Genomic DNA, 23,814 nt, shown 5'->3' with positions numbered 1-23,814 from the left:
TCATCGCTGACCTCCTGGAGTGGGAAACGGAACGTGCTTCCTCACCTTCGGCGGGCCCTCCAGAACCTCACCAAACTCCCGCCAAACCGCGCCGCACCCCGGGTGCCGTCTACACCGCGATGAGCGTCCAGTTCTGGTGGTAGCCACCGGTGTTCGTCTGCTGCGTCAGCGTCGCGCCTTGGGAGGTGGCGGCGTCCGCCACGCCGATGACCTTGCCGCTGCGCACCGAGGTGAGGGCCACGAAGCCGCCGCCGACCGGGTCGATGGTCCACTCCTCGTTGGTGCTGTTGCCCGACGGCCACTGGATGAGGGTCGCGCCGTCGGCCGTCGAACCGCCGCCGACGTTGGCCAGCAGCCCGGAGTTGACGTTCCGCAGGGCGACCTTCCCCGCGCCCCGGTCCACGATCCGCCACTGCTGGTTCGAGGACCCGGCCGCGTCCGGCCCCTGGTCGAGCAGGACCCCCTGCTGCCGGGAGCCGCCGGGCACCTCAAGATCCATACCCGTCAGGCGGTTGACCAGTCTGACGGTCGCGGGCCGCGCCGGGGTGAGCGTGAGCGAACCGCTCGCCGGGAGGGTGACGTGCTGGGTCCAGGTACCGAATCGCAGACTCGTCGTGGCGCCCGCCGCGCCGTGCAGCGTGACCGACGTGGCCTGCCCGCCGGACCAGGTGAGGTCGACGGTCAACCCGCCCCTGGCCCGCACGCCGGTGATGGAGCCCGTGGCCCAGGCCGAGGGCAGGGCCGGAAGCACCTCCACCACCCCGGGCCGTGAGTACACGAGCATCTCGACCGCTGCCGCCGGCGTGCCGAGGTTGGCGTCGATCTGGAAGAGCCCGGTGTAGACGTCGAAGAAGTTGATCGCCGTGCCGTTGCTGTTGTTCACGCTGAGCTTCATCACGCTGGCGAAGTACTGGTACGCCTTGTCGGCGTCCTTCAACCGGGCCCAGCAGACCGACCGCCAGGCTTCGGCCCAGCCGTAGTACCCGTCGCCGCGACGCGTCAGCAGGCTCCTGGCGCCGGCGAGCAGGGCCGCCGGACTGGAGTCGACCGCGATCCGGTCGCCGGGGAAGAGCCCGATGAGGGGGGACAGGTGCCGGTGCTGGGGATCGTCGGCCAGGTCGGCCGGGTCCATCCACTCCTCCAGGTCGCCGGTGGTCGGGCTGACCACCGGGAGGTACAGCCTGCTCTGGAGGTCGGCCACCGCACCGGCGAAGGACGCGTCGCGGTGCAGGACCGCGGCCGCCGCGCCGAAGTCCTCGAAGAGCTGCCAGACGAGTTCCTGCGCGTACGTGATACCGCGAACCGTGCCGTCCGGGCCGTGCTCCGGCGACCAGTCGTAGTCGTCGACGAGCACCTGGCTCCCGCCGACGTCCATCGTGACCAGCCGCGCCTGCCAGAACTCGCAAGCCCCCTTCAGCAGGGGGTAGATCTTCGCCAGATAGGCGGCGTCCTGGGTGTACTGGTAGTGGTCGAACAGGGTGGTGCACAGCCAGGCGTTGCCCGCCGGATGCCAGTTCCACCCCGAACCGCCGTTGATGTTGGTGGAGATGCCGACCGCCCAACCGGCGATCTTCCCGCTGGTGTTGCGGTAGCGGTTGCGCGTGTCGTTGAAGTCGGCCGTCGTCGTGGCGGTCCACACCGGAAGCTGCGACACGCAGTAGTCCGCGAACGGCTCGAACGAGGCGGGCAGGGCGCACCGGTCGGGGAGCCAGTAGTTCATCTGGACGTTGATGTCGGTGTGGTAGTCGCCCTGCCACGGCGGGTTGGGGCCGTCGAACCACAGGCCCTGCAGGTTGATCGGCAGGTCGTGGCGCGATCCGCTGATCATCAGGTAGCGGCCGAACTGCACGTAGGACGCTTCCAGTTCGGGGTCCGGCGCGGCACCCGAGGCGCTGCGGGCGGCCAGCCGGTCGGGGGTGGCCATGCCCCGCTGCGCCGACGTGGACGCGCCGAGGTCGATCTTCTGGGCGCCGTACAGCGGTTGGTAGTCGGCGAGGTGCGCCGCGAGCACCTGGTCGGCTCCCGCGCTCTTGGCCGCGGCAAGGCGACTCGCCGCGACGGCCGCCGGGTTGATCGAGGTGTCCTGGTACCCGGCCGCCGTCGGCGAGTAGTCGGTCCCCGCGGTGACGACCACCAGCACGTCGCTGCACCCGGTGAAGGTGACGGTGCTGCCGCTGACGCCGACGGTTCCCCCGGAAGCGGTGGCCGAGGCCGCCACGGCGTACTTCAGTCCGTTGTCCGACGCGGCGGCGAAACCGGCGGTGTTCGTCGCGGAATCGGCCGTCGGCTGCTCCGCGTTCAGGCCGGCGAGCGTGATCGTTCCGGTGTACGTGCCTCCGCCGGACTGGGTCAGCCGGACCGCGATGACCTCGCCCGGCGCGCTGGCGACGATCTCGCGGTGGTACGTGACACCGTCGACGGTGTAGCTCGCGGAGACGATGCCGTTGGCCATGTCGAGTTGGCGGGTGTAGCCGGTGGCGGACTGGTGCGCCGGAACCGCGACGTACACCTTGCCCATGAGTCCGGTGTGGCCGAACGCGGTGTTGTCGTAGGGGAACTGGCCGTCGGACTGCAGCGTGGCGTTGGCGGTGCCGTTCCAGAACGACCCGTCGTTGAGGTAGAGCGCCTCGCTCGCCGGCCCGCAGGTGGTCAGGGCACCGATGCGGCCGTTGCCGACGGCGAGGCCCTGCTGGAGTATCGCGCTTTCGGTGGCCGGCGCCGTGTACCGCAGGAGGCTCGCGGCATCGGGGGTGACGGGCGAGGCGGTTGCCGGGGTGGCGGCGGTCGCGGGGGCGGCGGTGAACAGCCGGCCACCCCACAGGAGTGCCGCTCCCGCCGCTCCGGCCTTCAGCGCGCTGCGTCGGGACATGTCAGCCATGGGGCAAGTCCTTCCGGTGGACGTCCTGATGAGCATTCGTATGACGAAATACGATGCAGAGGATGTCCTCGCCGGGCCGCCGGCGCAAGAGGTCGTACCGCGCCGATTCACCGCGGCGGCCGGCGCGCGGCCCTCGACGTGCGGCGAAGATGCGGCGAAAGCGCGGCGGCCGCGCGGCAACGCGGGCACACCACCGACGTCCACCCGACGGGCCGGGCCGGCTGACGGTCACTCAGGACGCGAGGTCAGCGCTCCGGCCGCTCCGGCCGCTCCGGCCGAGGCGGCCGCCGGTGCAGCCAGGACCGCTGGATGTGGTCGTCCATCGCCCGCGCGGCGCCCTCGGAGTCCCCGGCCCGCACCCGATCGTGGATGAGCCGGTGTTCGGCGGTGGAGTCCTGGCAGTCCTTGACCGAGGTGTCCCCGATGTAGCGCAGGCTCCGGTACGCCTCGGCGTTGATCGTGCGCACCACCGCCCGGCCGAGGCGGTTGCCCGACGCCACCATGACCGCGTCGTGGAACTCGAGGTCCGCGCGCAGGTAGCGGGCCGGATCGTTCTCCTCGGCCACCAGCAACTCGAAGGCCGCGGTGATGCGTTGCAGGTCCTCGGGTGCCGAGCGGGCGGCCGCCCGCGAGGCCATCTGGGCCTCCAGGGCGCGGCGCGTCGCGACCATGTCCTCCAGGATCGCCAGTTCCGCGTCGTGGCGGACGCTGGCGGCGAGCACCACCGGATTGAGCAGATCCCACTCGTCGGACCGGCGAATCCGGGTGCCCTGTCCTTGCTGCGCCGTCACCAGGCGCATCGCCTCCAGTGACTTCACCGCCTCGCGGATCACCGTACGGCTGACGCCGAACAGCTCGCACAGCACCGGCTCGATGGGCAGCGGGCCGCCCTCGGGCAGGTCTCCGCCGACGATGCGGTCGATGAGGTCCTCGACGACCGCGGTGGCAAGCCGCTTGGGACGGCGAGGCCATGGCCGCAGGACGGTGCCGTGCTCGTCCGCGGGGCCTTCCGTACCGCCGGATGCGGGGCCGGGTGCGGGTGCGGGGCCGTCCGCACCGCCGGCCGAGGGGGGTGGAACAGGGCTCATGGCGTCCGTTCTCGCGCTGGGTTCTGACCGAGGAGCATAGTCGACGCATTCCCTTGACTGCATTCGTATGACGAATTATGTTGTGCGCCATTCTCGGTCGCCCCCACCGCCAACGGGCCGGCGATCCCACGCACCGCAGCAAGGAGTCCGCGGTACGTCGCGCGTCCTCCGGGCTTACAGAGAGGTACGTCATGCGCTCCCCCCTCACTCGCCGATGCCTCAGCGCGTCGGCCGGCCTGATCGCCCTCGCGGTCGCCCTGACCGGATGTGCGAAGAAGGCGGACAACGGCGACGGCGCCGGGCACGGCCTGTCGCCGGGCAAGGTCAACGTCGCCCTGGTCCCAGGCGGCCCGCACCCTTACTTCCAGCCCTGGAAGAGCACCATCCAGCAGGCCAGGAAGGACTTCTCGCTCGGCCAGGTCACCTTCAACGAGACGTCCGCCTGGGACCAGACCACGCAGAACTCGGTGCTCAAGTCGCTTGCCGCCCACGGGTACAACGCGTTCGGGGTGTTCGGCGTGTCGCCCGACAACATCAACTCGACGTTCGGGGACCTCAAACGGCAGGGCTTCCACGTGGCGTCCCTCGGCTCGTGCCCGGCCGGCAGCACCGACGCGGCGGACTTCTGCCTGTCCACCGACGTCGAGCAGGCCGCCTACAAGGCCACCAAAGCGGCCATCACCTCCATGGGAGGCCATGGCCGGCTCGTCCACCTCACCGGGAACAAGACGGATTCCAACACCTCCCGCCGGGAGGCAGGCGTGGCCAAGGCCGTCGCCGAGACCGGCGGGAAGGTGACGCTGCTGCAGACCGTCACCGACATCGACACCGACCTGCAGACCGCCCAGAAAGCCGTCGCCGACCTGCTGGCGGCCAAGGGTTCGGCGATCAACGGCATCGTCAACACCGCCTACAACCCCGCGGTGGCTTCGGCGGCGGCCGTGAAGAAGGCGGGTCTGCCGATCAAGGTCGTCGCGATCGACGACGACCCCACGATCCTGGCCGACATCAAGGACGGCTCGGTCACCGCGTCCGTGGTGCAGAACCCGGTCGGCCAGGCCTATGTCGGCTCCTACGCCCTGATGAAGCTCGCCGGCGGCTGCACCATGCGCACGCCCGGCGTGGTGATCGACTCCGGGTCCTTCGTCGTCACGACGGCCAACGTCGGCAGCTACGACGCCGCCCGTACCACGAAGACGGCGCAGCTGAAGAAGGACTTCGACCGCACCTACCTGTCCTGCCCGTAGACCCGAAGGCCCCGAACACCCGAAGACCGCGAAGACGACCCCGAACGCCCCGAACACCCCGAGCAGGCGCGGCCGGTGCACCTCCGGCCGACCGCGCCGAGGAGAGCCCTTGTCCAGCATCACCCGCGCCGTGGCCTACCTCGTCGACCTGCCCGTCGAGGCCGAGCGCAACGACGCCGTCCAGTCGTTCCTGAAGCAGGAGACCATCTTCGTGGAGATCTCCACGGCAGACGGCGCCGCCGGCACCGGGTACTCGTACACCATCGGTACCGGCGGCACCGCGGTCCTGGCGCTGCTCCGCGACTACCTGCTGCCCCGGCTGCACGGGCAGGACGCCCGCCGGATCGACGCGATCTGGCAGGACCTGTTCGCGGCGACCCGGGCCACCGCGGTGGGCGCGATCACCTCGCTGGCCCTGGCCGCGGTCGACACCGCGCTGTGGGACCTGCGGGGCCGGCAGACCGGCCTGCCGCTGTGGATCATGGCCGGCGGTGCCCGCGACCGCGTGCCGCTCTACGACACCGAGGTCGGATGGCTCCACCTGACCACGGAGGAACTCGTCGCCGGCGCGCGCAAGGCCGTGGCGCAGGGCCGCCGCGGCATCAAGGTCAAGATCGGCAAGCCGTCCGCGGTCGAGGACGCGGAACGGCTCACGGCGGTCCGGTCCGCGGTCGGCCCGGACCTCGACCTGATGGTCGACGCCAACCAGTCGATGACCGCCGCCGAAGCGGTGCGCCGCGCGGCCCTCCTGACACCGGTGAACCTGCTGTGGCTGGAGGAACCGCTGCCCGCCGACGACCTCGACGGCCACGCCCACCTGGCCCGCTCCACCACCATTCCGGTGGCGGTCGGCGAATCCCTGTACTCCATAGGCCAGTTCGCCCAGTATCTGCGCAGGGGGGCGGCCGGGGTGGTCCAGGCCGACGTCGCCCGCATCGGGGGCATCACCCCGTGGCTGAAGGTGGCGCACCTCGCCGAGGCGCACAACGTCGCCATCTGCCCGCACTTCCTCATGGAGTTGCACGTCAGCCTGGCGGCGGCGGTCCCCAACGGCCACTACCTGGAGTACATCCCGCAACTGACGGCGATCACCAGCAGCCCGCTGGCCGTCGAGGACGGCGCCGCCCTCGTTCCCCGGACGCCCGGCCTGGGCATCGACTGGGACCGGGATGCCATCGACGCCCTGCGAAAGGCCTGACGATGAGCCGCTCCTCACCGCCCCCCGCCGCCTCGCCCGCCGCCGCGTCCGACCTGGACGGCCCCGGACCTGACCCGCTGCCCCCGGTCACCCGGGCGCTGCCGTACTGGGCCAATCCCCGGCTCGGCCTCCTGGTCGTGATCGCCGCCCTGGTCGGGGTCTTCACCGCGCTGCGACCGGAGTTCCTCAACACCGATCTCACGCTGGTGCCCATGCAGGCCGACCTGAGCGTGTTCGTGGTCGTCGGCCTGGCCCAGCTGTCCGTCCTGTCCCTCGGGCACATGAACCTGGCGATCGGCCGGATCGCCGCCATCTCGGCGTTCGCCATGGGCTGGTGCTACGACAAGCTGTCGTTGCCGCTGCCGGTGGGCCTGCTCGTCGGCATGGCCGTCGGGACGGCCGTGGGCGCCGCCGCGGGCTGGACGATCCACGCCACCGGCGTCAACTCCTTCGTGGTGACGCTCGCCCTGGACTTCGGGCTGATCGGGCTCGTCTCCCTGCTGTACAGCAGTGTCGGTGACGGGGTCGCGTTCCACGTCCACCCCGCCGGAATGGACAGCCTGCGCAACGACACGTTCAGCGACTACTGCGCCGGCAACGTCTGCGGGCCGCCGGTCCCGCTGATCGCCCCGCTCGCCCTCCTGGCCGTCGTCGCCGTCGGCGTACTCTTCCGGTACTCCCGGCTGGGCCGGGAGATCCTGATGACCGGCTCCAACGCGCGAGCGGCCGAACTGTCGGGCATCCCCACCGCCCGCAGGGTCGTCCAGGCGCACGCCGTGTCCGGGCTGCTCGCGGCGCTCGCCGGCTTCCTGCTGGCCATCACCAACGGGGCGTTCTCCGCGGACATCGGTGGCCAGTTCCTGCTCCCCTCCTTCCTGGGCCCCGTCCTCGGCGGCACCCTGCTGGCCGGCGGCGCGGTGAGCGTCATCGGCACCGTCCTCGGGGCCGCCCTCACCGAGGTCATCCAGACCGGTCTGAACCTCATGCAGTTCCAGATCGAGAAGTCCAAGATCCTCATCGGTCTCGTGCTGCTCGCCGCTCTGTCACTCGACCGGGTCCGGCACGTCATCGCCCAGCGCAGAGGAGGCAGCGCATGACCACCCCGCACTCCACCGTGGGCGCCGACCCGCATCCCCGCGGGCGCTGGCAACAGACCGTCCGCAGCACCGAGTTCACTCTGGCCTGCCTCGCCGTGGCCGGATACGCCCTGCTCGCCGCGACCACGCACGGCGCCGTCGTCTCAGGCGACACCCTCACCGCCGTCTTCCAGTTCCTGGCGGTGCCGATGGTCATCGGACTGTCCCAGATGGCAGTGCTCAGCGTGGGCCAGATGAACCTCAGCAGCGGAGTCCTCACCGGCCTGTGCGCCATGGTGTGCGCCTGGCTGATGGCGGCCGCCGGACTGCCCGCGTGGCTCGCCGTCCTGGGCGGCATCCTCACCGGCGCCGCGATCGGCCTGGTCAACGGATTGCTGGTGGTCCTCACCCGGATCAACGGGTTCATCGTCACGCTGGCGACCATGACGATCATCGACGGCCTCCGCTACGGCATCCACGGCACGGCGACCTACCAGGGGTACTCCCCCGGCCTGGTCTCTCTCGGCCAGCGTTCGCTCCTCGGCGTTCCCACCGTGTTCCTGGCCGCCGTGCTCGTCGCCGTCCTCGTCGGCCTCTTCTTCCGGAACGCGATGCTCGGCCGCAAACTGCTGGCCAGCGGGGGCAATCCGCTCGCCGCGCGGCTGTCGGGAGTGTCCAACGACCGGTCGGTGGTGGTCGCGCACCTCCTGTCCGGCCTGCTGGCCGGGGTGGCCGGGGTGATCGTGGTCGCCCTGTCCGGATCGGTGAACGCGACCATCGGCGACGACCTGCTGCTGCCCAGCTTCGCGGCGCCGATCATCGGCGGCGTCGCCCTGGCGGGCGGCGTGGTGAGCGTCCTGGGGACCTGCCTGGCCGCGCTGGTGATCCGCCTCGTCGATGTCGCGCAGGCCCAGTACTCCGTCGATCCGGACTGGGTGGATCTCATCGTGGGAGCCGTCGTGCTCGGGGCCGTCCTGCTCACCCAGTTGCGCCGCGGCAAGCCGGGAGGCGCCCGATGATCTTCACCGCCGAACGCCTGGTCAAGACCTTCCCCGGAGTGCGGGCCCTCGACCACGCGACGCTGCGCCTCGAACCCGGCTCCGTGCACGCGCTGCTGGGCGAGAACGGGGCGGGGAAGAGCACCCTGATCAAGGTCCTCACCGGAGTGGTCCGACCGGACCACGGCCGGCTGCTCCTCCAGGACGCAGCGGGAACCGGAGCGCGAGAGGTGCGGTTCTCCGGGCCGCACGACGCCCAGCAGGCCGGGATCGGGGTCGTCCACCAGGAGCGCAACCTCGTTCCCGCCTTCGGCGTCGCGGAGAACATCGCCCTGCAGGCGCTGCCCGGACGCCGCGGGCTGGTCGACCGGTCGGCCATGCGGACGCTCGCCCGCGACTGCCTGGCACGACTCGACGTCGACCTCGACGTCGACCGCCCCGTCTCCTCGCTGTCCGTCGCCCAGATGCAACTCGTCGAGATCGCCAAGGCGCTGGCGACCGACAGCCGCGTCCTGCTGCTGGACGAACCCACCGCGTCGCTCACCTCGCAGGAGGCCGACCGGCTGTACACCGTGGTCCGTCGGCTGCGCGACGAAGGGCGTGCCGTGGTGCTGGTCAGCCACAAGCTGGAGGAGGTGTTCGCCGTCGCCGACACCGTCACGGTGCTGCGCGACGGCCGCACCATCGCCGAAGCCGAACCGCTCGCCGACCACTCCGTCGCCCAGATCGTCGACCTGATGGTGGGCCGGGCCCACGCGGAGGTCCGGCTCGACCGCGTGCCCGTCCCCGCCGACGCGGCACCGTCGTTGGAACTCGACCACGTCAGCACGGTCGCCGGGCACCGGGATGTCTCCCTGGCCGTCCGCCCCGGCGAGATCCTCGGCCTGTACGGGCTGGTGGGTGCCGGCCGCAGCGAACTGGCCCGCGCGGTCCTGGGCTTGGACGCGATCACCGACGGCACCGTGCGCGTGCACGGCCGCGAGGTGCGGATCGGCGGTGTCCGGCAGGCACTCCACCGGCACCGCATCGGCTACGTCACCGAGAACCGCAAGGAGGAGGGCGTCTTCCTCCAGCAGCCGGTCACCCGGAACGTCGCCGTGACCGTCTGGAACCGGCTCGCCAGGGCCGGCATGGTGCGCGAACGCGACGAGCGCCGGGTCCTGGCGACGTACCAGGAGCGGCTGGGCATGCGGGTGTCCGGGCCGGGCCAGCTCGCCGGCCAGCTGTCCGGGGGCAACCAGCAGAAACTCAGCCTGGCCAAGTGGCTCGCCGCCGACTGCGACATCCTCATCATCGACGAGCCCACCGTCGGCATCGACGTGCGCACCAAGGCCGCGTTCCACGAGCTCATCGTCGAACTCGCCTCGGGCGGCCTGGCGATCCTGCTGATCTCGTCCGACCTGCCCGAGATGGTGACGCTCGCCGACCGCATCAAGGTGATGCGGGAGTACACGGTGGCCGGTGAGATCGAGAACGACCACCACTACGCCGACGTCAGCAAGGCCGTGGGCCGCCTGCTGCACCGGCAACCGGCGGGCGCCGGTCCGGACCGCCGGGCCGGCGGCTGAGGAGGGGCGCCCCACGGCCGGGCGCCACCGGCCGGCGGCACTGCGTGGCCGCCGGCCGGTGGCGCGCTGGGGGAGGTCAGGCGAACCGGGTGGACACGCCGCCGTCGACCGACCAGTCGGCGCCGGTGACGAAGCCTGCCACGTCGGAGAGCAGGAAGACCACCACGGCGGCGACGTCCGCGGGTGTGCCGAGCCGGCCGAGGATGTGCTTGTCCAGCGCGGCCTGGCGCACGTCCGGCGCGCTCTGCGCGAAGTACTCCGCGAGCAGGTCGGTCTCGATGTAGCCGGGGCTGACCGCGTTGACCCGGACCCCGCGCGGGCCGACCTCCAGGGCGAGGCTGCGGGTGAGGCCGACCAGGCCGGACTTGGCCGCGGCGTACGGGAACATCCCCGGGCAGGTGAGGCTGGCGTGCATGGAGGCGATGTTGACGATCGAGCCGCGTCGGGCGTCGAGCATGGGGGGCAGCACGGCGCGGGCGGTGAGCCAGGCCCCCTTGAGGTCGACGCCGAACACCTCGTCCCACTGGCTGGTCGTCATCGCGACCGGGTCGGCGTAGGAGTTGCGCCCGGCGTTGTTGACCAGCCCGGTGAAGGGGCCGAGTTCCGCGCTCAGTGCCTCCACCGCCGCGGCGACCTGATCTTCGTCGGTGATGTCGCAGGTGGCCGACGCGGCCGACGCGCCGAGACGGCGGGCGGTCGCGCGGACGCCGTCCGCGTCGATGTCCAGCAGGCCGGCGCGGCCGCCGGCGTCGACGACCGCGGCCGCGACGGCCGCGCCGATCCCCCGTGCGGCACCCGTGATGAGTACGCGGTGGCCGGTGAGATCCGTCATGATCCGCTCCTGTTCCGCCGGGGCCGCAGGAGCGCGTCGAACTCGGCCAGGAACCGGTCGACACCGCCGATCTCCTGCGGGTCCAGGCTGCGCGCCGGATGGCGGCAATGGGGGTCGTCGATGAGTCCGCGGCGGGCCGAGACGACCTTCTCCACCATGATGATCAACTCGACCTCCTGCATCCAGTACGCAAGGTAGGGCACCAGGCGGGCGTGGAGGCGCAGGGCCCGGGCCTCGTCGCCGGAATGCCATAGCCGCCAGATCTCCTGGTAGATCTCCGTGAAGGAGCATCCCGGCTGCACGCCGTCGACGCCCCGCCGCAGCCCGTCGGCCAGTTGGAGTCCGGCGTAGCCGGTGAAGGAGCGCAAGCCCGGGGTGCCGGCCGCGAGGTCCTCCGCGAGCCGGCCCGGCAGCGGTGTCTCGATCTTGACGGCCACCAGGTTCGGGTGGTCCGCGGCCAGGGCGCGCAGGGCGTCCGCGGTGAAGGACGACCCGGTCTGCGCCGGGGCGTACTGCAGGACCACGGGTGTGGGGGCGACAGCGGTCAGGATCGCCGTCACGTGCCGGCGCACCTCGTCGGCCGGAGGGGCGAGGAAGTGCGGCGGCAGGAGGTTGATCGCGTCGGCGCCGGCGTCGACGGCGGCGGTGGCGCGCTCGACCGCGAGGCGGGTGGCGTGGTCGGGGATCGACACCACGGCCGCCACGTCGGGGCGGGCCGTGGTGAGGTCGAGCAGGCGGGCGGTGAGCAGGTCCCGTTCGGCGTCGCTCAGTTTGTGGAACTCGCTGGCGAAGCCGGGGAACATGACGGCCGTGACGCCGGTGTCCAGGACGTGGCGCACCAGGCGCTCGAAGCTGTCGAGGTCGAGGTCGCCGCCCGCGGTGAAGGGCACTTCGAGGACGGGCATCACCCCGCGCAGCAGGTCGGCGCCGGTGGTCGGGTCCGCACTCATCAGAAGGGCACCTTTCCGGGCTGGTCGCCGGACCCGCCGACCAGGAAGTCGAGGTCGACGCCGCGGTCGGCCTGCAGGACGCGGTCGACGTACAGCCGCGTCCAGCCGCGGGTGTCCGTGCGCTGCGGGGCGGTCCACTCCGCGCGGCGTTCGGCGAGTTCGGTGTCGGTGACGTCCACGCGCAGGCTGCGGGCGGCGACGTCGAGTTCGATCGTGTCGCCGGTGCGTACCAGGGCGAGCGGCCCTCCGACGGAGGACTCCGGTGCCACGTGCAGGATGACGGTGCCGTAGGCGGTGCCGCTCATCCGCGCGTCGGAGATGCGGACCATGTCGGTGACGCCCTCGGCCAGCAGCTTGGCGGGCATGGGCAGGTTGCCGAGTTCGGGCATGCCCGGGTAGCCGCGGGGGCCGAGGTTGCGGACGACGAGGACCGTGCCGGCGTCCACCGGCAGGTCGGGGTCGTCGGCGGCGCGCAGGTACTCCTCGATGTCGTCGAAGACCAGGGCGGGGCCGCGGTGGCGGAGCAGATGCGGCGAGGCCGCGGACTGCTTGAGCACCGCGCCGTCCGGTGCCAGGTTCCCGCGCAGCACCACGGTGCCGCTGCCGACGGGCTGGACCGGATCGTCGACCGGGCGGATCACCTCGCGGTTCCAGACCTGATGGCCCTGGATGTTCGCGCCGAGGGTCTGCCCGTTGACGGTCGGCGCGTCGTGGTCCAGCAGATCGCCGAGTTCGGCCATGAGCGCGGGAAGGCCGCCGGCGTAGGCGAAGTCCTCCATGAGGAAGCGGCCGCTGGGCATCAGGTCGGCGAGCAGCGGCACCCGGCGGCCCAGGGTGTCGATGTCGTCGAGGGTGAGGGGCACGCCCGCCCGGCCCGCGATCGCGAGCAGGTGCAGCACCGCGTTGGTCGAGCCGCCGATGGCGGCGTTGACGACGACGGCGTTGGTGAAGGCCCTCTCGGTGAGGATGTCCGACGGGCGCAGGCCCTCGCGGGCGAGTTCGACCGCGCGGGCGCCGGACTCCTCGGCGAGTTGGGCGCGGCGGGCGTCGGCGGCGGGCAGGGCGGCGGCGCCGGGCAGCGAGAGCCCGAGCGCTTCGGTGACGCAGCCCATGGTGGAGGCGGTGCCCATCGTCATGCAGTGGCCGGCCGAGCGGGCGAGGCAGCCTTCGAACTCGTCGAAGTCGGACTGCGTGATGCGGCCGGCGCGCAACTCCTCGCTCATCCGCCAGATGTCGGTGCCGGAGCCGACCGTCCGGCCCCGGAAGCGTCCGGTCAGCATCGGGCCGCCGGACAGCGCGATGGCGGGCAGGTCGACGCTCACCGCTCCCATGAGCTGCGCGGGCAGCGTCTTGTCGCAGCCGCCGAGGAGCACCACCGCGTCCAGGGGGTTGGCGCGGATGGTCTCCTCGACGTCCATGCTCATCAGGTTGCGGAACATCATCGACGTGGGCCGCATCAGGGGCTCGCCGATGGACATCGTCGGGAACTCCAGGGCCAGGCCGCCCGCGGCGGTGATCCCGCGGCGCACGGATTCGGCCAGCACCCGCAGGTGCGCGTTGCACGGGGACAGTTCGGACCAGCTGTTGCAGATGCCCACCACGGGCTTCCCGCGCAACTGGTCGCGGGTGAGCCCGAGTTGGCGCATGTGGTGGCGGGCGATGAAGCCGGCCTTGCCGGGCTCGTCCCACCAGGCCGAACTCCGCAGGGGGCTCATGTCCGGCTCCCCACAAGAGACCTGCCCGCGCGTTTCGTGGTGATCCGGTCACGCATCGCCGCCACACCTTCCGGTTCTCGGGGGTCCACTCTCCTGAACGGAGTGGTCGCTCGATCCGACCGCTCCCGGCAGCGAAGGCACGGCCATGGAGTCCGTCATAGCGAATACGACAGGACGATGGCACTTGGCAGCTATGCTGTCAAGCAATCGACGAGCCGGCAGAGCCGTCGAGGACCACACCGCCGCACAAGGGGCCGCCATGAAACCGACCGAACTGCCGCACCGAACCCTCGCCATCGTGCGCGGAAGCGATCGCCAGGCCGCGCTGCGCACGGTGGTCACCCTCGCCGAGGAGGGCATCACCTGCGCCGAGGTCTCGCTCACCACCACCGACGCGCTGTGGGTGATCCGGCAGGCCCGCCGCGAACTCGGCCCCGGCGCCCACCTCGGCGCCGGCACCGTCCTGACCGCGGCCGACGCCGCGAAGGCCGCCGACGCGGGGGCGGGCTTCCTCGTCACCCCCGGGCTCGGCAACGACCTGCGCGAGGCCATGCCACTGGAACTGCCCACGCTGATCGGTGCCCTGACGCCCAGCGAGGTCGTCGCCGCGCACGAGTGCGGAGCGCTCGCGGTCAAGCTCTTCCCCGCCTCGCTCGGCGGCCCCTCGTATCTCAGGGCGCTGCGCGATCCCTTTCCGGCGATCCCGTTCGTGCCCGTCGGCGGTGTCGACGCCCGCGCCGCGCGCGCCTTCCTCGCCGCCGGTGCCGTGGCCGTCGGCGCCGGCACCCCACTGGTCGGCGACGCGGCCCACGGCGGGGACCTGGCAGCGCTGCGCCGGCGCGTCGCGCACTGGCGTACCGCGCTGGCCGAGGAGGTCACGGCATGACCGCCGCCGGCGGCCCTGAGGTCGTCACCATCGGGGAGACCATGGCCGCGCTGCGCGCCACCGGCCCGATCAGGCTCGGCCCGGCGATGGAACTGTCCGTCGCCGGCGCGGAGTCCAACGTCGCGATCGGCCTCGCCCGGCTCGGCCACCGGGCCGGATGGGTGGGACGCGTCGGGGACGACGCGTTCGGCACGCTGGTGCTGCGCACCCTGCGCGCCGAAGAGGTCGACGTCACCCACGCGCGCGTCGACACCGACGGACGCGCCACCGGCCTCCTGGTCCGCGAGGACGGCATCGGGGACCTCGCCAAAGTCGCCTACTACCGTGCGGGGTCGGCCGGATCGGCCATCCGGCCCGAGGAGGTGCTGCCCGCTCTGCGCCCCGGGCTGCGCGTCCTGCACCTGACCGGAATCACCCCGGCCCTCGGCCCGTCTGCCGCCGAAGCCGTGGCAGCGGCGGCGACGCGCGCACGGGAACTGGGCGCCCTGGTCTGCCTGGACGTCAACTACCGTGCCGGGCTGTGGAATCCGGAGCAGGCCAGGAGGCTCCTGCTGCCGCTGGCCCGCACCGCCGACCTGCTCGTCGCGTCCGCCGACGAACTGCACCTGATCAGCGACGATCCCGCGCTGGACGAGAGCGACGCGGTCGCCGCGCTGGTCGCCCGCGGACGGCGCGAGGTGGTGGTCACCCGTGGCGGCGACGGCGCGAGCGCGACCGACGCCCACGGCACCGTCAGCGTCGCCGCCCACCCGGTCCGGGTCAACGACGTGATCGGCGCCGGCGACGCCTTCGTCGCCGGTTACCTCTCGGCCCTGCTCGACGGGCTGGACATGGCAGCCAGGCTCCAACGGGCCGCGTCCACCGGCGCCTTCGCCGTCGCCGGCCGCGGCGACTGGGAGGGCCTGCCCACGCGCGCGGACCTCGCGCTCCTCGACCAGCCCGCCGGGACGACGCTGCGCTAGGCCGGTCGAGCGCGGGGCTTCCTCGCCGTCAACGCCGTTCGGGACGAAAGGATTTGAACGCTGCGAACCCCTGACCCCCGGTCAGGTGCGCTACCAAACTGCGCCATGTCCCAGAACGACCTCCCGAGAGATCGTATCTCTTGGAGCCTCCAGGGCCGCCGATGGCGCCAACTACCGGCATACTGTCCAACGCCTGGCCGAAGATGTCCTACCTCTTCGCCCGGATACGCGAGCACACTTCAGGAGGGCACCATGGCGGACCGCCGCCACACCGCACCGGCGGCCGAGCGCGCCGGACTGCCGCGACTCGGCCTCGGATGCGCGCCGTTCGGCAACATGTTCCGGGTCCGCTCCGACGAGGAGGTCGAGCGCGCGCTCGAAGCGGCGTGGGCCGCCGGCGTACGGCACTTCGACACGGCACCCCACTACGGGCTCGGCCTCTCCGAGCGCCGACTGGGCCGCTTTCTGGCGACCAAGCCGCGCTCGGAGTTCACCCTGTCCACGAAGGTGGGGCGGCTGCTGGGGGAGGACCCGCGGTGGGACGGCCGGTCAACGGACCCCGAGGGGTTCGTGGTTCCCGCGCGGTACCGCAGGACCTGGGGCTTCGGCCCGGACGACATCCGGGCCGGCCTCGAGGACTCGCTCGGCCGGCTCGGAACGGACCGGGTGGACGTCCTCTACCTCCACGACCCGGAGCGCTCGGACGACGCCCAGGCCGTTCCCCGCGGCATGGCCGCCCTGGCCGGACTGCGCGAGGAGGGTCTGGTCACCTCGATCGGCGCCGGCTCGATGGACCCGGGCACCCTGGTCGCCACGGTCGAGACCGGCCTGGCCGATGTCGTCATGGTCGCGAACCGGTACACGCTCCTCGACAACGGCGCGGCGCCCGATCTGGACTCCGCGTGCGCGCGGCACGGCACGGTGATGGTCGCCGCCGCCGTCTTCCACAGCGGGCTGCTGGCCCGGTCGCCTCGCGAGGACGCCACGTTCGACTACCACCAGGTGCCCGCCGACGTGCTCGCCCGCGCACGGCGGATCGAGGCGGTCTGCCTCGCCCACGGTGTCGAACTCCCCGCGGCCGCCCTGCGGTACCCCCTCCTCGACGCGCACGTGGCCGCAGTGGTCGTGGGCGCGGACAGCCCCGAGCAGGTCCACGAGAACGTCGCCCGCGTCGGGGCGCGCATCCCCGACGCCCTGTGGGACGACCTCGACGAGCAGCGGCTCGTCCCCCGGCGCGGACGGCCGTAGGACCGCGCGCCTCGCGCCCCGTCGCGTTCTCGCCGCCCCCTCCCCAGCCGGCACCGGACGGCGCCGTCCGGGCAAAGTCATCAGACAACTCTCGGACGATAAGAGGGTGTTCACCCTGCATCACCCGGTTATCTTCCGCCGTTCTCGGCATAGACATCGGAGAACCGAGTCGTTACGTTGCCGACACCAGTCGGCGACACAGGAGTGAGCATGGTCAGACTCAGAGGTATGAGAACCGCCGTCGTGGCAGCCGTCACGATGGCGCTTTCCGCGGCCGCCATGGGGATGGCTCCCCAGTCCGCCCAGGCGGTCGGCTCGGTGTACTACGTGTCGCCGGGCGGTGACGACTCGGCCGCCGGCGGGCAGCAGGCGCCGCTGCGGACCATCCAGCACTGTGCGGACATCGCGCGGCCCGGCGACACCTGCCGCATCCTGACCGGCGACTACCACGAGACCGTCACCCCGCCCACGTCAGGCACGGCTGCGGCGCCGATCAGGTTCGAGGCGGCGCCGGGCGCCCAGGTGACCGTGGACGGCACGGACGCCGTCACCGGATGGACCCTCGACTCGGGCAGCATCTACAAGGCGCCGGTCACCCTGGCCGGCACGGCGAGCGCGCCGTACGGGAGCAGCGTCGACCCCTCGAACACCGACCTGTGGGCCAACCAGGTGTTCACCGGCGGCACACCGGTGCCGGAGGCGGCCTACCCCGCGGCCGGCGCCGGGGTCTGGGGGGCGAACTACGTCTCTTCCGGCTGGTCGGGCGCCCTGACCAGCGGAGGCACCTGCTCGGCCGCTCCCTGTACCTCCACCGGCACCGGCACCTTGACCTATTCCGGCTTCCCCGCCCTGGGCGACCTCACCGGCGCCACCGTCCAGCTCGCCGGCCACTGGGTCACGACGACCAGCACCGTCTCCGCCGGGAACCTCGACGGCACCAACAAGACCCTCCGCTTGACGTTCCCGAACAGCGACTCGCCCGAGATGATCGGCGGCTCCTCCCCCAAGTTCCGGCTGGTGGGCAAGAAGTCCTTCCTGCGCGCACCCGACCAGTGGTTCTACGACGCGGGCAGCAAGCAGCTGTTCATGTGGGCGGCCGACGGAAAGGCGCCGCAGAACGTCTCGGCCAAGAAGCGCAACTACGGCTTCGACCTCGACGGGCGCAGCTCGATCGTCGTCGACGGGATCAAGCTCTTCGGCACCACGATCAGGACCGACGACTCCAGTTCGGACATCACGCTGTCCAGGATCGACGCCACGTACCTGTCGGAGTGGCAGACGACGCAGTACCGGAGCGACCTGCCCTACGCGGGCATCTACGCGGGCAACCACCGCGCGGACAGCGGCATCCAGCTGCACGGCAGGGACAACGAGCTCCTCGACAGCCACATCCGGTACTCCGGCGGGGCAGGGGTCTCCCTCAAGGGCTCCGGACAGGTGATCCGCGACAACCTCATCACCGACGCCGCCTACAACGGCACCTACTCCGCGGCGATCACCGTCGAGGACGGCATCCAGTCCTCCGCCATCGTCCACAACACGATGCGCTCCACCGGCCGCGACATGATCAACCTCAACACCAACGCCTACCCCAACGCCGGTTACGACCTGCGCATCGCCTACAACGACATGTCCGACTACGCGAGGATCGGGCAGGACCTGGGCGCCATCTACGTCTGCTGCGACACCTCGCTCCGCGGCCGGATCGACCACAACACGATCCACAACCCGTCCCAGGTCGGCAACGGCCTGCACTTCGACAACGGCACCATCGACGTCAACGTCGACCACAACGTCATCTGGGGCCTGGGGTCCAACTCGGTCGGCGGCTACGGGGTGGCGCAGGGCGGCTGGTCCGCCGGGCACGACCTGCCGTACCTCAAGGGCAGTTACACCAACAACACCATCGTGACACCCGACAGATCGACGATCTTCAACTACTACGCCACCGCGGCCCAGGTCGCGAACACCACGGCCCGCAACAACATCCTCGACGGCGACAAACCCGCGGACCAGAGCTACGCCTACATCGCCGGAGGCACGCCGAACGAGTCCAACGACCTTGCCACGAAGTACAGTCAGAACCCGGCGGCCAACACCCCTGCCCCCGGCTACACGGACTTCGCCGCGAACGACTTCACCCTGGCACCGGGATCACCCGCGATCGACGCGGGTACACCGGTGGCCGGAGTGACCGACGGCTACGCCGGCGCCGCTCCGGACCAGGGCGCCTACGAGGCGGGCCAGGCGACGTGGCTGAGCGGCTGCACCTTCACCCCGGAGTGCGGCGACGCCTCGATGTCCAAGGTCACCATCGTGGCCCGCCACAGCGGCAAGGACGTCGGTGTGGACGGAACCGCCGCGCAGACCACCCAGCAGACCGACTCCGGCAGCGCCGCCCAGCAGTGGGCGGTCCTGCCCCAGGCCGGGGGCACCGCGCAGATCAAGAACCTCGCCACCGGACTGTGCCTCGCCGTCGCCGGTCAGCGGACGGACGACCTCGCGCCGGTCTACCAGTGGGCGTGCTCCACCGCGCCGAACTTCCTGTGGAACGTCCGCGACACCGAGGGGGGTTACCAGCAGATCGTGGGCGCCCAGTCCGGCAAGTGCCTCAACGTGTACGGCCTCAGCACCGCCGACGGGGCCGGCCTCATCCAGTACACCTGCAGCGAGGTCGGCAACATGGAGTTCACGCTCCAGCCGATCAAGTGACGACCGCCCCCCGCGGTTCCGCGGGGAACTGACCGACCACCCGCACAACAACCGGGGCGGCGCGCGGGAGACCTCCTCCGCGCCGCCCCGGTTCGCGGGCTCCACAGCGAAAGGAACACTGGTGCGGAATCCCGACACCGAACCGGCGGGGAAAGCGGTCCATGTGACCGGCCGGCGCACCCGGCTGCGCCCGGGGATGGAGGCCCGGTACGCATCCGTCCACGCCGCCGTTCCGCCGGCGGTGCTCCGGGCACTGCGCACCTGCGGCGTGGTCCGGTGGCAGATCTGGCGTGACGGACGCGGCCTCTTCCACCTGATCGAGTCCGAGGACCGCTACGAGGTCATGGTGGAGCGCATCCTCGGGCTCGGCCCGATCGACCCCGAGTGGGACCGGATCATCGCCGCGCTGCTGGAGGAAGGGGAGGGCTCCGACGAGCTCCTCCCCTTGATCTGGACCATGGTGGGCTCGGAGCAGTTCGCCGGAGCGGCGGGCGAGACGCTCGCCGCTCCGGCGTCGTGGCAAGGACGTTGAGCGTGGTCAGGCGCTGAGCATGGTCAGGCGCTGAGCGGGGGCCGTCCCGCGGCCTCCCACTCCTCGTACTCGGCGCGGCCGACGTCGTCGAGCGGGTAGTAGCGGCGCAGCGCGCCGCCCAGCGCCAGCTTCTCGCGCGAGAAGTCCTCCCACGCCTCGTGGACGGCGCTGTCCGCCGCCAGTTCGGCGGCCTTCGCCACCGGCACCACCACCGCCCCGTCGTCGTCGGCCACGATGAGGTCCCCGGGGAGGACCAGGGCGCCGCCGACCGCCACCGGTACGTGGTAGCCCCAGGGCAGCAGCTCCCCTTGGGAGGCGTAGTGAGGTGTCGGGCCGAGGGACCAGATCGGTACGTCGAGTCCGTCCAGCTTCTCCGAGTCCCGGATGCCCCCGTCCGCGACGAGACCGACACCGCCGCGGTTGTGGAGGTGCCGGGCCAGCATCTCGCCGACCACCCCGCTGCGCAGCGACCCGTACGCCTGGACGACCAGCACATCGCCGGGCTCGATGAAGTCGAGGACCGCCCACAGCGCGGTCGCCCGCTCGACGTACTCCTGCGTGACGCCGGCGTCGGTGTAGACGTCCTCCCGCATCGGCATGAACTGCAAGGTGACCGCCCGCCCGACGACCCTGCGACCGGGCTTGTTGGTCCGGGGGCCCTGCAGGAAGGTCTTGGTGATCCCCATCTGGTGCAGCTTCGCCGACGCGGTGGCGGCGGTCACCGTCCGGAACGCCTCGACCAGGCCCGGGTCCAGCGGCGGGACGGCGGGGCCCTTGACCGGCAGGGTCCACGCCCCGTGGATCGTGTACTCCGGGATTCCGTCCGGGCCGACGCCGGACGGCTGGATCGCTCCCGCGGGAGCGGAGGAGCCGGTCATCGGTACACCTCCACGCTGTAGTGGCCCTCGACGTACGGGTACCGCTCTTCGATGTCGTCGACGACGTCGACGCCGAGGCCCGGCGACTCCGCCACGGACACCGTGCCGTCCTTGACCCGCGAGCCGCCCTGCACGATGCCCCACCTCAACGGGCCCTGCACCATGCACTCCTCGACCATGGGGGCGTTCGGGAGCGCGGCGACGGCGTGGGCATTGGCCATCAGCATCAGGCCGTTGTGCCACGAGTGCGGGATCAGGGAGATACCGGCGTCGGCGGCGATCCGTCCGACCCGCATGACCTCGCTGATGCCGCACACTCCGGCGTCGGGCTGGACGATGTCGAAGCAGCCGCGCTCGATCCACGGCCGGAACTGCTCGATGGTGGTGAAGGACTCGCCGCCGCTGATCCGCAGGTCGACCGACGAGGTCAACTCCGCGTAGCCCTCGATGTCGTCCTTGCCGAGGGGTTCCTCCAGCCACAGGGTCCCGCGTGCCGCCAGGCCCTCCGCGAGCACCCGGGCTTCGGCGCGGGACAGCCTGCTGTTCGCGTCGACCGCCAGCCCGGCGCGATCGCCGACGGCGTCGCGCACCTCGTCGTACAGCGCGAGGAAGCGGGCAGGTGTGACCCGGTCCCAGTGCCACGCGGTGCCGAGCCGGAACTTCACCGTCCGGTAGCCGGCCTCGACATAGCCGAGGACGTCGGCGACGAGTGTGCGGGGGTCGTCATGCCAGTCGTAGCGCACGCCGCCCGAGGCGTAGACGTCGACCGCGGTCGTGGACACCGCCGGATCGAGGAGCTGCGCCACCGGCTTTCCGGCCGCGCGGCCGCGGGCGTCCCACAGCGCGCAGTCGATCCCGGCCACGGCGAAGTCGTGTGCCGAGCCCACCGCGTGCTCCAGGGCCGTCCCGGTGGGGCGGGGCACGATGGAGAAGTCGTCGAGGTCGGCGCCCACCAGGCTGCCGCGGTACCACCGCACCCATTCGGCGATCTGCCGCGGGTTGCCGTAGGAACAGGCCTCCCCGACCCCGGTCACACCGGCGTCGGTCTCCACCACGACGATGGCCGCATCCGCTTTGACACTGCGATAACGATCAGTCACCCACTGGTCTTCTCGCGTGTGCAGCCGGGTGGCGCACAGGGTACGGACGTCAGTTATCACAGCGGTTGAGCCTTTCTGGGGTGTTCATTCCTTCTCCGCTCCCGCTTTCTGACCGGCGACCAGAAAACGCTGCGCGAAGACGAAGATCAACAGGATCGGGGAGATGGAGATCAGGGCCGCGAGCGCGACCTCGGGTTCGCGCACCGGGATTCCGGTGAAATTCGCGCCGCCGAGGGCGTTGGTGTTGCGCACGAGCAGCTGAAGGCCCGTCTGCACGTTGGCGAGCTGCGGGTCGGTGTTCATGATGTACGGCAGGAAGAACGTGTTCCAGGCCGTGACGAACGAGAAGAACGAGACCATCGCGATCGCGGGCCGGGCGATGGGCGCGTAGATGCGGAAGAATATCCGCCATTCCGAGGCACCATCGAGCCGGCCGGCCTCGATCAGCGAGTTCGGCACCGAGGCCATCGCGTGCAGGTACACGATGTAGACCCCGAACGGGTAGAACGACAGGGGCAGGATCACCGCCCACAGCGAGTTCGTCAGGTTGACCGCCGACATCTCCAGATAGAGCGGGAGGATCAGCGCCGCCTGGGGCACGATCATCGTGACCAGGGTCAGGAACAGCATCGTGGTGCGGCCGACGAAGGCGAACTTCGCCAGCCCGTATCCGGCGGGGACGCACGTGACCAGCGCCAGCGCCACGGCGGCCACGCTGATGAGGGCCGAGTTGCCCAGCCAGGTACCGAAGATGCCGTGGTCGTAGCCGAAGACGTGCGACCAGGCGGACCCCACGTGGGACAGGCTGCCGAACGAGAGCGGCTGGTCGCCCGTCAACTGGTCACGGGTCTTGGTGGGCGCGAGCAGCAGCCAGACGATCGGTGCGCCGAAGAAGAGGACCGTCATCGACAGCAGGGCGTTGCGACCGAAGGAGCCGAGCGCGGTCCGCACTCCTTTTCGCTCCGCAGGCGAGGAGGACAGCGTGCTCATGCCGCATCCTTCGAGTAGAAACGGGTCTTCTTGATCACGATGACCGCGGCCGTCACCGTGACGATGAGCAGCAGTACCGAAAGCGCCGAGGCGCGACCGTAGTTCGACTCTCCGGTGGCGTAGGAGAAGACGAGCTGGTTCAGCGACCAGGTGCTGTCGACCTGGCCGCGGGCGCCCGCGCCGAGCACCTGGGGTTCGACGAAGACCTGGAACCCGTTGGCCAGGGAGACGATGAAGATGAAGCCGATGTAGCTGCGCAGCATCGGCAGCTTGATGTGCCACACGACGTGCCACGCGCCGGCGCCGTCGAGTTCGGCGGCCTCCAGCACATCCCGCGAGATGTCCGTGAGCGCGCCGTAGAGCAGCACGATCCAGCCGCCCGCGCCGGCGGCGATGCCCATCACCGACAGGATCACCGGCAGCGAGCCGTCGCTGATGACGGTTCCGGAGTCACCGGCGAACGGGCGGAGGATCGCACTGGCCGGGCTGGCCGCGGGCGAGAACATGAAGAGCCAGAGCAGGGCGGAGGCCGCCCCGGTGACGGCTCCGGGAACGTAGGAGACGAACCGGGTCAGCGCGGCGAAGCGGGTACGCCGCGCGTCCATGGCCAGCGCGATGGCGAAGACGATCACCAGCATCGACGGCAGCCAGATCAGCAGGTAGGAGCCGACGTTCTTCGCCGCCCGCAGGGTCCGGTAGTCGCTGAGGACCGCCGAGTAGTTCTCCGTCAGGCTCGTGTAGGAGTTGCCGATCACGGGCGTCACCGAGAACGAGGTGGCGATGCCGTAGACGGTGGGCACGAGGCCGAAGAGGACCAGGGCGGCGAGGTACGGCAGGACGAAGGAGACTCCCGCGGTGCGGCTGCGGAACCGGCTCCGGGCCTGGCTCCGGGTGCCGCCGCGGGCCTGGCTCCGGGACCGGCTCCGCACCGCGGAGGAGGAAAGCGGTGCCATCCG

At 71.3% G+C, this 23,814-nt stretch carries 19 protein-coding genes and 1 tRNA gene; 10 read left to right on the top strand and 10 right to left on the bottom strand.

The window, feature by feature from the left end:
- Positions 1–109: 109 nt before the first annotated feature.
- Positions 110–2,878 (bottom strand): glycosyl hydrolase family 95 catalytic domain-containing protein, encoded by a 2,769-nt coding sequence (locus OG370_RS39030; protein ID WP_328472873.1) that lies wholly within the window; start codon positions 2,876–2,878, stop codon positions 110–112.
- Positions 2,879–3,123: 245 nt separating this feature from the next.
- Complete coding sequence (locus OG370_RS39025) at positions 3,124–3,966, bottom strand: FadR/GntR family transcriptional regulator (RefSeq protein WP_328472871.1); 843 nt, start codon at positions 3,964–3,966, stop codon at positions 3,124–3,126.
- A gap of 191 nt (positions 3,967–4,157) precedes the next feature.
- On the opposite strand from OG370_RS39025, the gene OG370_RS39020 reads away from it, so the two are divergent.
- From OG370_RS39020 to OG370_RS39000, 5 genes are all read left to right on the top strand, one after another.
- Positions 4,158–5,213 carry a sugar ABC transporter substrate-binding protein gene (locus tag OG370_RS39020; RefSeq protein WP_328472869.1) on the top strand — a complete coding sequence of 352 codons (1,056 nt, stop codon included), beginning with the start codon at positions 4,158–4,160 and terminating at the stop codon, positions 5,211–5,213.
- A gap of 109 nt (positions 5,214–5,322) precedes the next feature.
- The gene (locus tag OG370_RS39015) at positions 5,323–6,411 is read left to right on the top strand and encodes a mandelate racemase/muconate lactonizing enzyme family protein (protein WP_328472867.1); all 1,089 of its coding nucleotides are present in this window, start codon (positions 5,323–5,325) and stop codon (positions 6,409–6,411) included.
- 2 nt (positions 6,412–6,413) lie between these two features.
- A complete protein-coding gene (locus OG370_RS39010) occupies positions 6,414–7,508 on the top strand; it encodes an ABC transporter permease (protein ID WP_328472865.1) in 1,095 nt (364 codons plus the stop codon).
- Positions 7,505–8,506, top strand: a complete 1,002-nt coding sequence (locus OG370_RS39005; protein ID WP_328472863.1) for an ABC transporter permease — start codon at positions 7,505–7,507, stop codon at positions 8,504–8,506. Before OG370_RS39010 ends, OG370_RS39005 begins: the two co-directional genes overlap by 4 nt.
- Complete coding sequence (locus OG370_RS39000; RefSeq protein WP_328472861.1) at positions 8,503–10,053, top strand: sugar ABC transporter ATP-binding protein; 1,551 nt, start codon at positions 8,503–8,505, stop codon at positions 10,051–10,053. Before OG370_RS39005 ends, OG370_RS39000 begins: the two co-directional genes overlap by 4 nt.
- Before the next feature lie 76 nt (positions 10,054–10,129).
- Here OG370_RS39000 and OG370_RS38995 read toward each other — a convergent pair whose 3' ends face one another.
- The 3 genes from OG370_RS38995 to OG370_RS38985 are packed head-to-tail and all read right to left on the bottom strand — an operon-like array spanning position 10,130 to position 13,550.
- Entirely contained in the window at positions 10,130–10,885 is a 756-nt protein-coding gene (locus OG370_RS38995) for an SDR family NAD(P)-dependent oxidoreductase (protein WP_328472859.1), read from the bottom strand.
- On the bottom strand, positions 10,882–11,835 hold the full coding sequence (locus OG370_RS38990) for a dihydrodipicolinate synthase family protein (protein ID WP_328472857.1): 954 nt from the start codon (positions 11,833–11,835) through the stop codon (positions 10,882–10,884). Before OG370_RS38990 ends, OG370_RS38995 begins: the two co-directional genes overlap by 4 nt.
- Positions 11,835–13,550 carry an IlvD/Edd family dehydratase gene (locus OG370_RS38985; RefSeq protein WP_328472855.1) on the bottom strand — a complete coding sequence of 572 codons (1,716 nt, stop codon included), beginning with the start codon at positions 13,548–13,550 and terminating at the stop codon, positions 11,835–11,837. Before OG370_RS38985 ends, OG370_RS38990 begins: the two co-directional genes overlap by 1 nt.
- A gap of 259 nt (positions 13,551–13,809) precedes the next feature.
- On the opposite strand from OG370_RS38985, the gene OG370_RS38980 reads away from it, so the two are divergent.
- Entirely contained in the window at positions 13,810–14,436 is a 627-nt protein-coding gene (locus OG370_RS38980) for a bifunctional 4-hydroxy-2-oxoglutarate aldolase/2-dehydro-3-deoxy-phosphogluconate aldolase (RefSeq protein ID WP_328472854.1), read from the top strand.
- The gene (locus OG370_RS38975; RefSeq protein WP_328472852.1) at positions 14,433–15,398 is read left to right on the top strand and encodes a sugar kinase; all 966 of its coding nucleotides are present in this window, start codon (positions 14,433–14,435) and stop codon (positions 15,396–15,398) included. Before OG370_RS38980 ends, OG370_RS38975 begins: the two co-directional genes overlap by 4 nt.
- A gap of 38 nt (positions 15,399–15,436) precedes the next feature.
- On the opposite strand, the gene OG370_RS38970 is transcribed toward OG370_RS38975, so the two are convergent.
- Positions 15,437–15,511, bottom strand: a tRNA-Pro gene (locus OG370_RS38970).
- A 139-nt stretch (positions 15,512–15,650) separates the two neighbouring features.
- Here OG370_RS38970 and OG370_RS38965 point away from each other — a divergent pair.
- The 3 genes from OG370_RS38965 to OG370_RS38955 all read left to right on the top strand — a co-directional run bounded on the left by OG370_RS38965 (position 15,651) and on the right by OG370_RS38955 (position 19,890).
- Positions 15,651–16,646 carry an aldo/keto reductase gene (locus OG370_RS38965; RefSeq protein WP_328472850.1) on the top strand — a complete coding sequence of 332 codons (996 nt, stop codon included), beginning with the start codon at positions 15,651–15,653 and terminating at the stop codon, positions 16,644–16,646.
- A gap of 228 nt (positions 16,647–16,874) precedes the next feature.
- Positions 16,875–19,358: an RICIN domain-containing protein gene (locus OG370_RS38960; RefSeq protein ID WP_328472848.1), complete on the top strand. Its 2,484-nt coding sequence runs from the start codon at positions 16,875–16,877 to the stop codon at positions 19,356–19,358.
- A 121-nt stretch (positions 19,359–19,479) separates the two neighbouring features.
- Entirely contained in the window at positions 19,480–19,890 is a 411-nt protein-coding gene (locus tag OG370_RS38955; protein ID WP_328472846.1) for an L-rhamnose mutarotase, read from the top strand.
- Positions 19,891–19,913: 23 nt separating this feature from the next.
- Here OG370_RS38955 and OG370_RS38950 read toward each other — a convergent pair whose 3' ends face one another.
- From OG370_RS38950 to OG370_RS38935, 4 genes are all read right to left on the bottom strand, one after another.
- Entirely contained in the window at positions 19,914–20,768 is an 855-nt protein-coding gene (locus OG370_RS38950; RefSeq protein WP_328472844.1) for a ribonuclease activity regulator RraA, read from the bottom strand.
- Positions 20,765–21,868: a mandelate racemase/muconate lactonizing enzyme family protein gene (locus OG370_RS38945; protein ID WP_328472842.1), complete on the bottom strand. Its 1,104-nt coding sequence runs from the start codon at positions 21,866–21,868 to the stop codon at positions 20,765–20,767. Before OG370_RS38945 ends, OG370_RS38950 begins: the two co-directional genes overlap by 4 nt.
- A gap of 84 nt (positions 21,869–21,952) precedes the next feature.
- A complete protein-coding gene (locus tag OG370_RS38940) occupies positions 21,953–22,858 on the bottom strand; it encodes a carbohydrate ABC transporter permease (RefSeq protein WP_328472840.1) in 906 nt (301 codons plus the stop codon).
- Positions 22,855–23,811, bottom strand: a complete 957-nt coding sequence (locus OG370_RS38935) for a carbohydrate ABC transporter permease (protein WP_328472838.1) — start codon at positions 23,809–23,811, stop codon at positions 22,855–22,857. The genes OG370_RS38940 and OG370_RS38935 overlap by 4 nt, the downstream gene beginning before the upstream one ends.
- Positions 23,812–23,814: the final 3 nt, after the last annotated feature.

This window comes from Streptomyces sp. NBC_00448 (genome assembly GCF_036014115.1).
Taxonomy (GTDB): domain Bacteria; phylum Actinomycetota; class Actinomycetes; order Streptomycetales; family Streptomycetaceae; genus Actinacidiphila.
The sequence above is the reverse complement of the archived record's forward strand: the minus strand, read 5'-3'. Positions and strand labels throughout refer to the sequence as shown.

Excerpts from the sequence above, each read along its gene's own strand:
- OG370_RS39030 (WP_328472873.1), bottom strand. The coding sequence starts at position 2,878 with ATGGCTGACATGTCCCGACGCAGCGCGCTGAAGGCCGGAGCGGCGGGA.
- OG370_RS39025 (WP_328472871.1), bottom strand. The coding sequence starts at position 3,966 with ATGAGCCCTGTTCCACCCCCCTCGGCCGGCGGTGCGGACGGCCCCGCA.
- OG370_RS39020 (WP_328472869.1), top strand. The coding sequence starts at position 4,158 with ATGCGCTCCCCCCTCACTCGCCGATGCCTCAGCGCGTCGGCCGGCCTG.
- OG370_RS39010 (WP_328472865.1), top strand. The coding sequence starts at position 6,414 with ATGAGCCGCTCCTCACCGCCCCCCGCCGCCTCGCCCGCCGCCGCGTCC.
- OG370_RS39005 (WP_328472863.1), top strand. The coding sequence starts at position 7,505 with ATGACCACCCCGCACTCCACCGTGGGCGCCGACCCGCATCCCCGCGGG.
- OG370_RS39000 (WP_328472861.1), top strand. The coding sequence starts at position 8,503 with ATGATCTTCACCGCCGAACGCCTGGTCAAGACCTTCCCCGGAGTGCGG.
- OG370_RS38995 (WP_328472859.1), bottom strand. The coding sequence starts at position 10,885 with ATGACGGATCTCACCGGCCACCGCGTACTCATCACGGGTGCCGCACGG.
- OG370_RS38990 (WP_328472857.1), bottom strand. The coding sequence starts at position 11,835 with ATGAGTGCGGACCCGACCACCGGCGCCGACCTGCTGCGCGGGGTGATG.
- OG370_RS38985 (WP_328472855.1), bottom strand. The coding sequence starts at position 13,550 with ATGAGCCCCCTGCGGAGTTCGGCCTGGTGGGACGAGCCCGGCAAGGCC.
- OG370_RS38980 (WP_328472854.1), top strand. The coding sequence starts at position 13,810 with ATGAAACCGACCGAACTGCCGCACCGAACCCTCGCCATCGTGCGCGGA.
- OG370_RS38975 (WP_328472852.1), top strand. The coding sequence starts at position 14,433 with ATGACCGCCGCCGGCGGCCCTGAGGTCGTCACCATCGGGGAGACCATG.
- OG370_RS38965 (WP_328472850.1), top strand. The coding sequence starts at position 15,651 with ATGGCGGACCGCCGCCACACCGCACCGGCGGCCGAGCGCGCCGGACTG.
- OG370_RS38960 (WP_328472848.1), top strand. The coding sequence starts at position 16,875 with ATGAGAACCGCCGTCGTGGCAGCCGTCACGATGGCGCTTTCCGCGGCC.
- OG370_RS38950 (WP_328472844.1), bottom strand. The coding sequence starts at position 20,768 with ATGACCGGCTCCTCCGCTCCCGCGGGAGCGATCCAGCCGTCCGGCGTC.
- OG370_RS38940 (WP_328472840.1), bottom strand. The coding sequence starts at position 22,858 with ATGAGCACGCTGTCCTCCTCGCCTGCGGAGCGAAAAGGAGTGCGGACC.
- OG370_RS38935 (WP_328472838.1), bottom strand. The coding sequence starts at position 23,811 with ATGGCACCGCTTTCCTCCTCCGCGGTGCGGAGCCGGTCCCGGAGCCAG.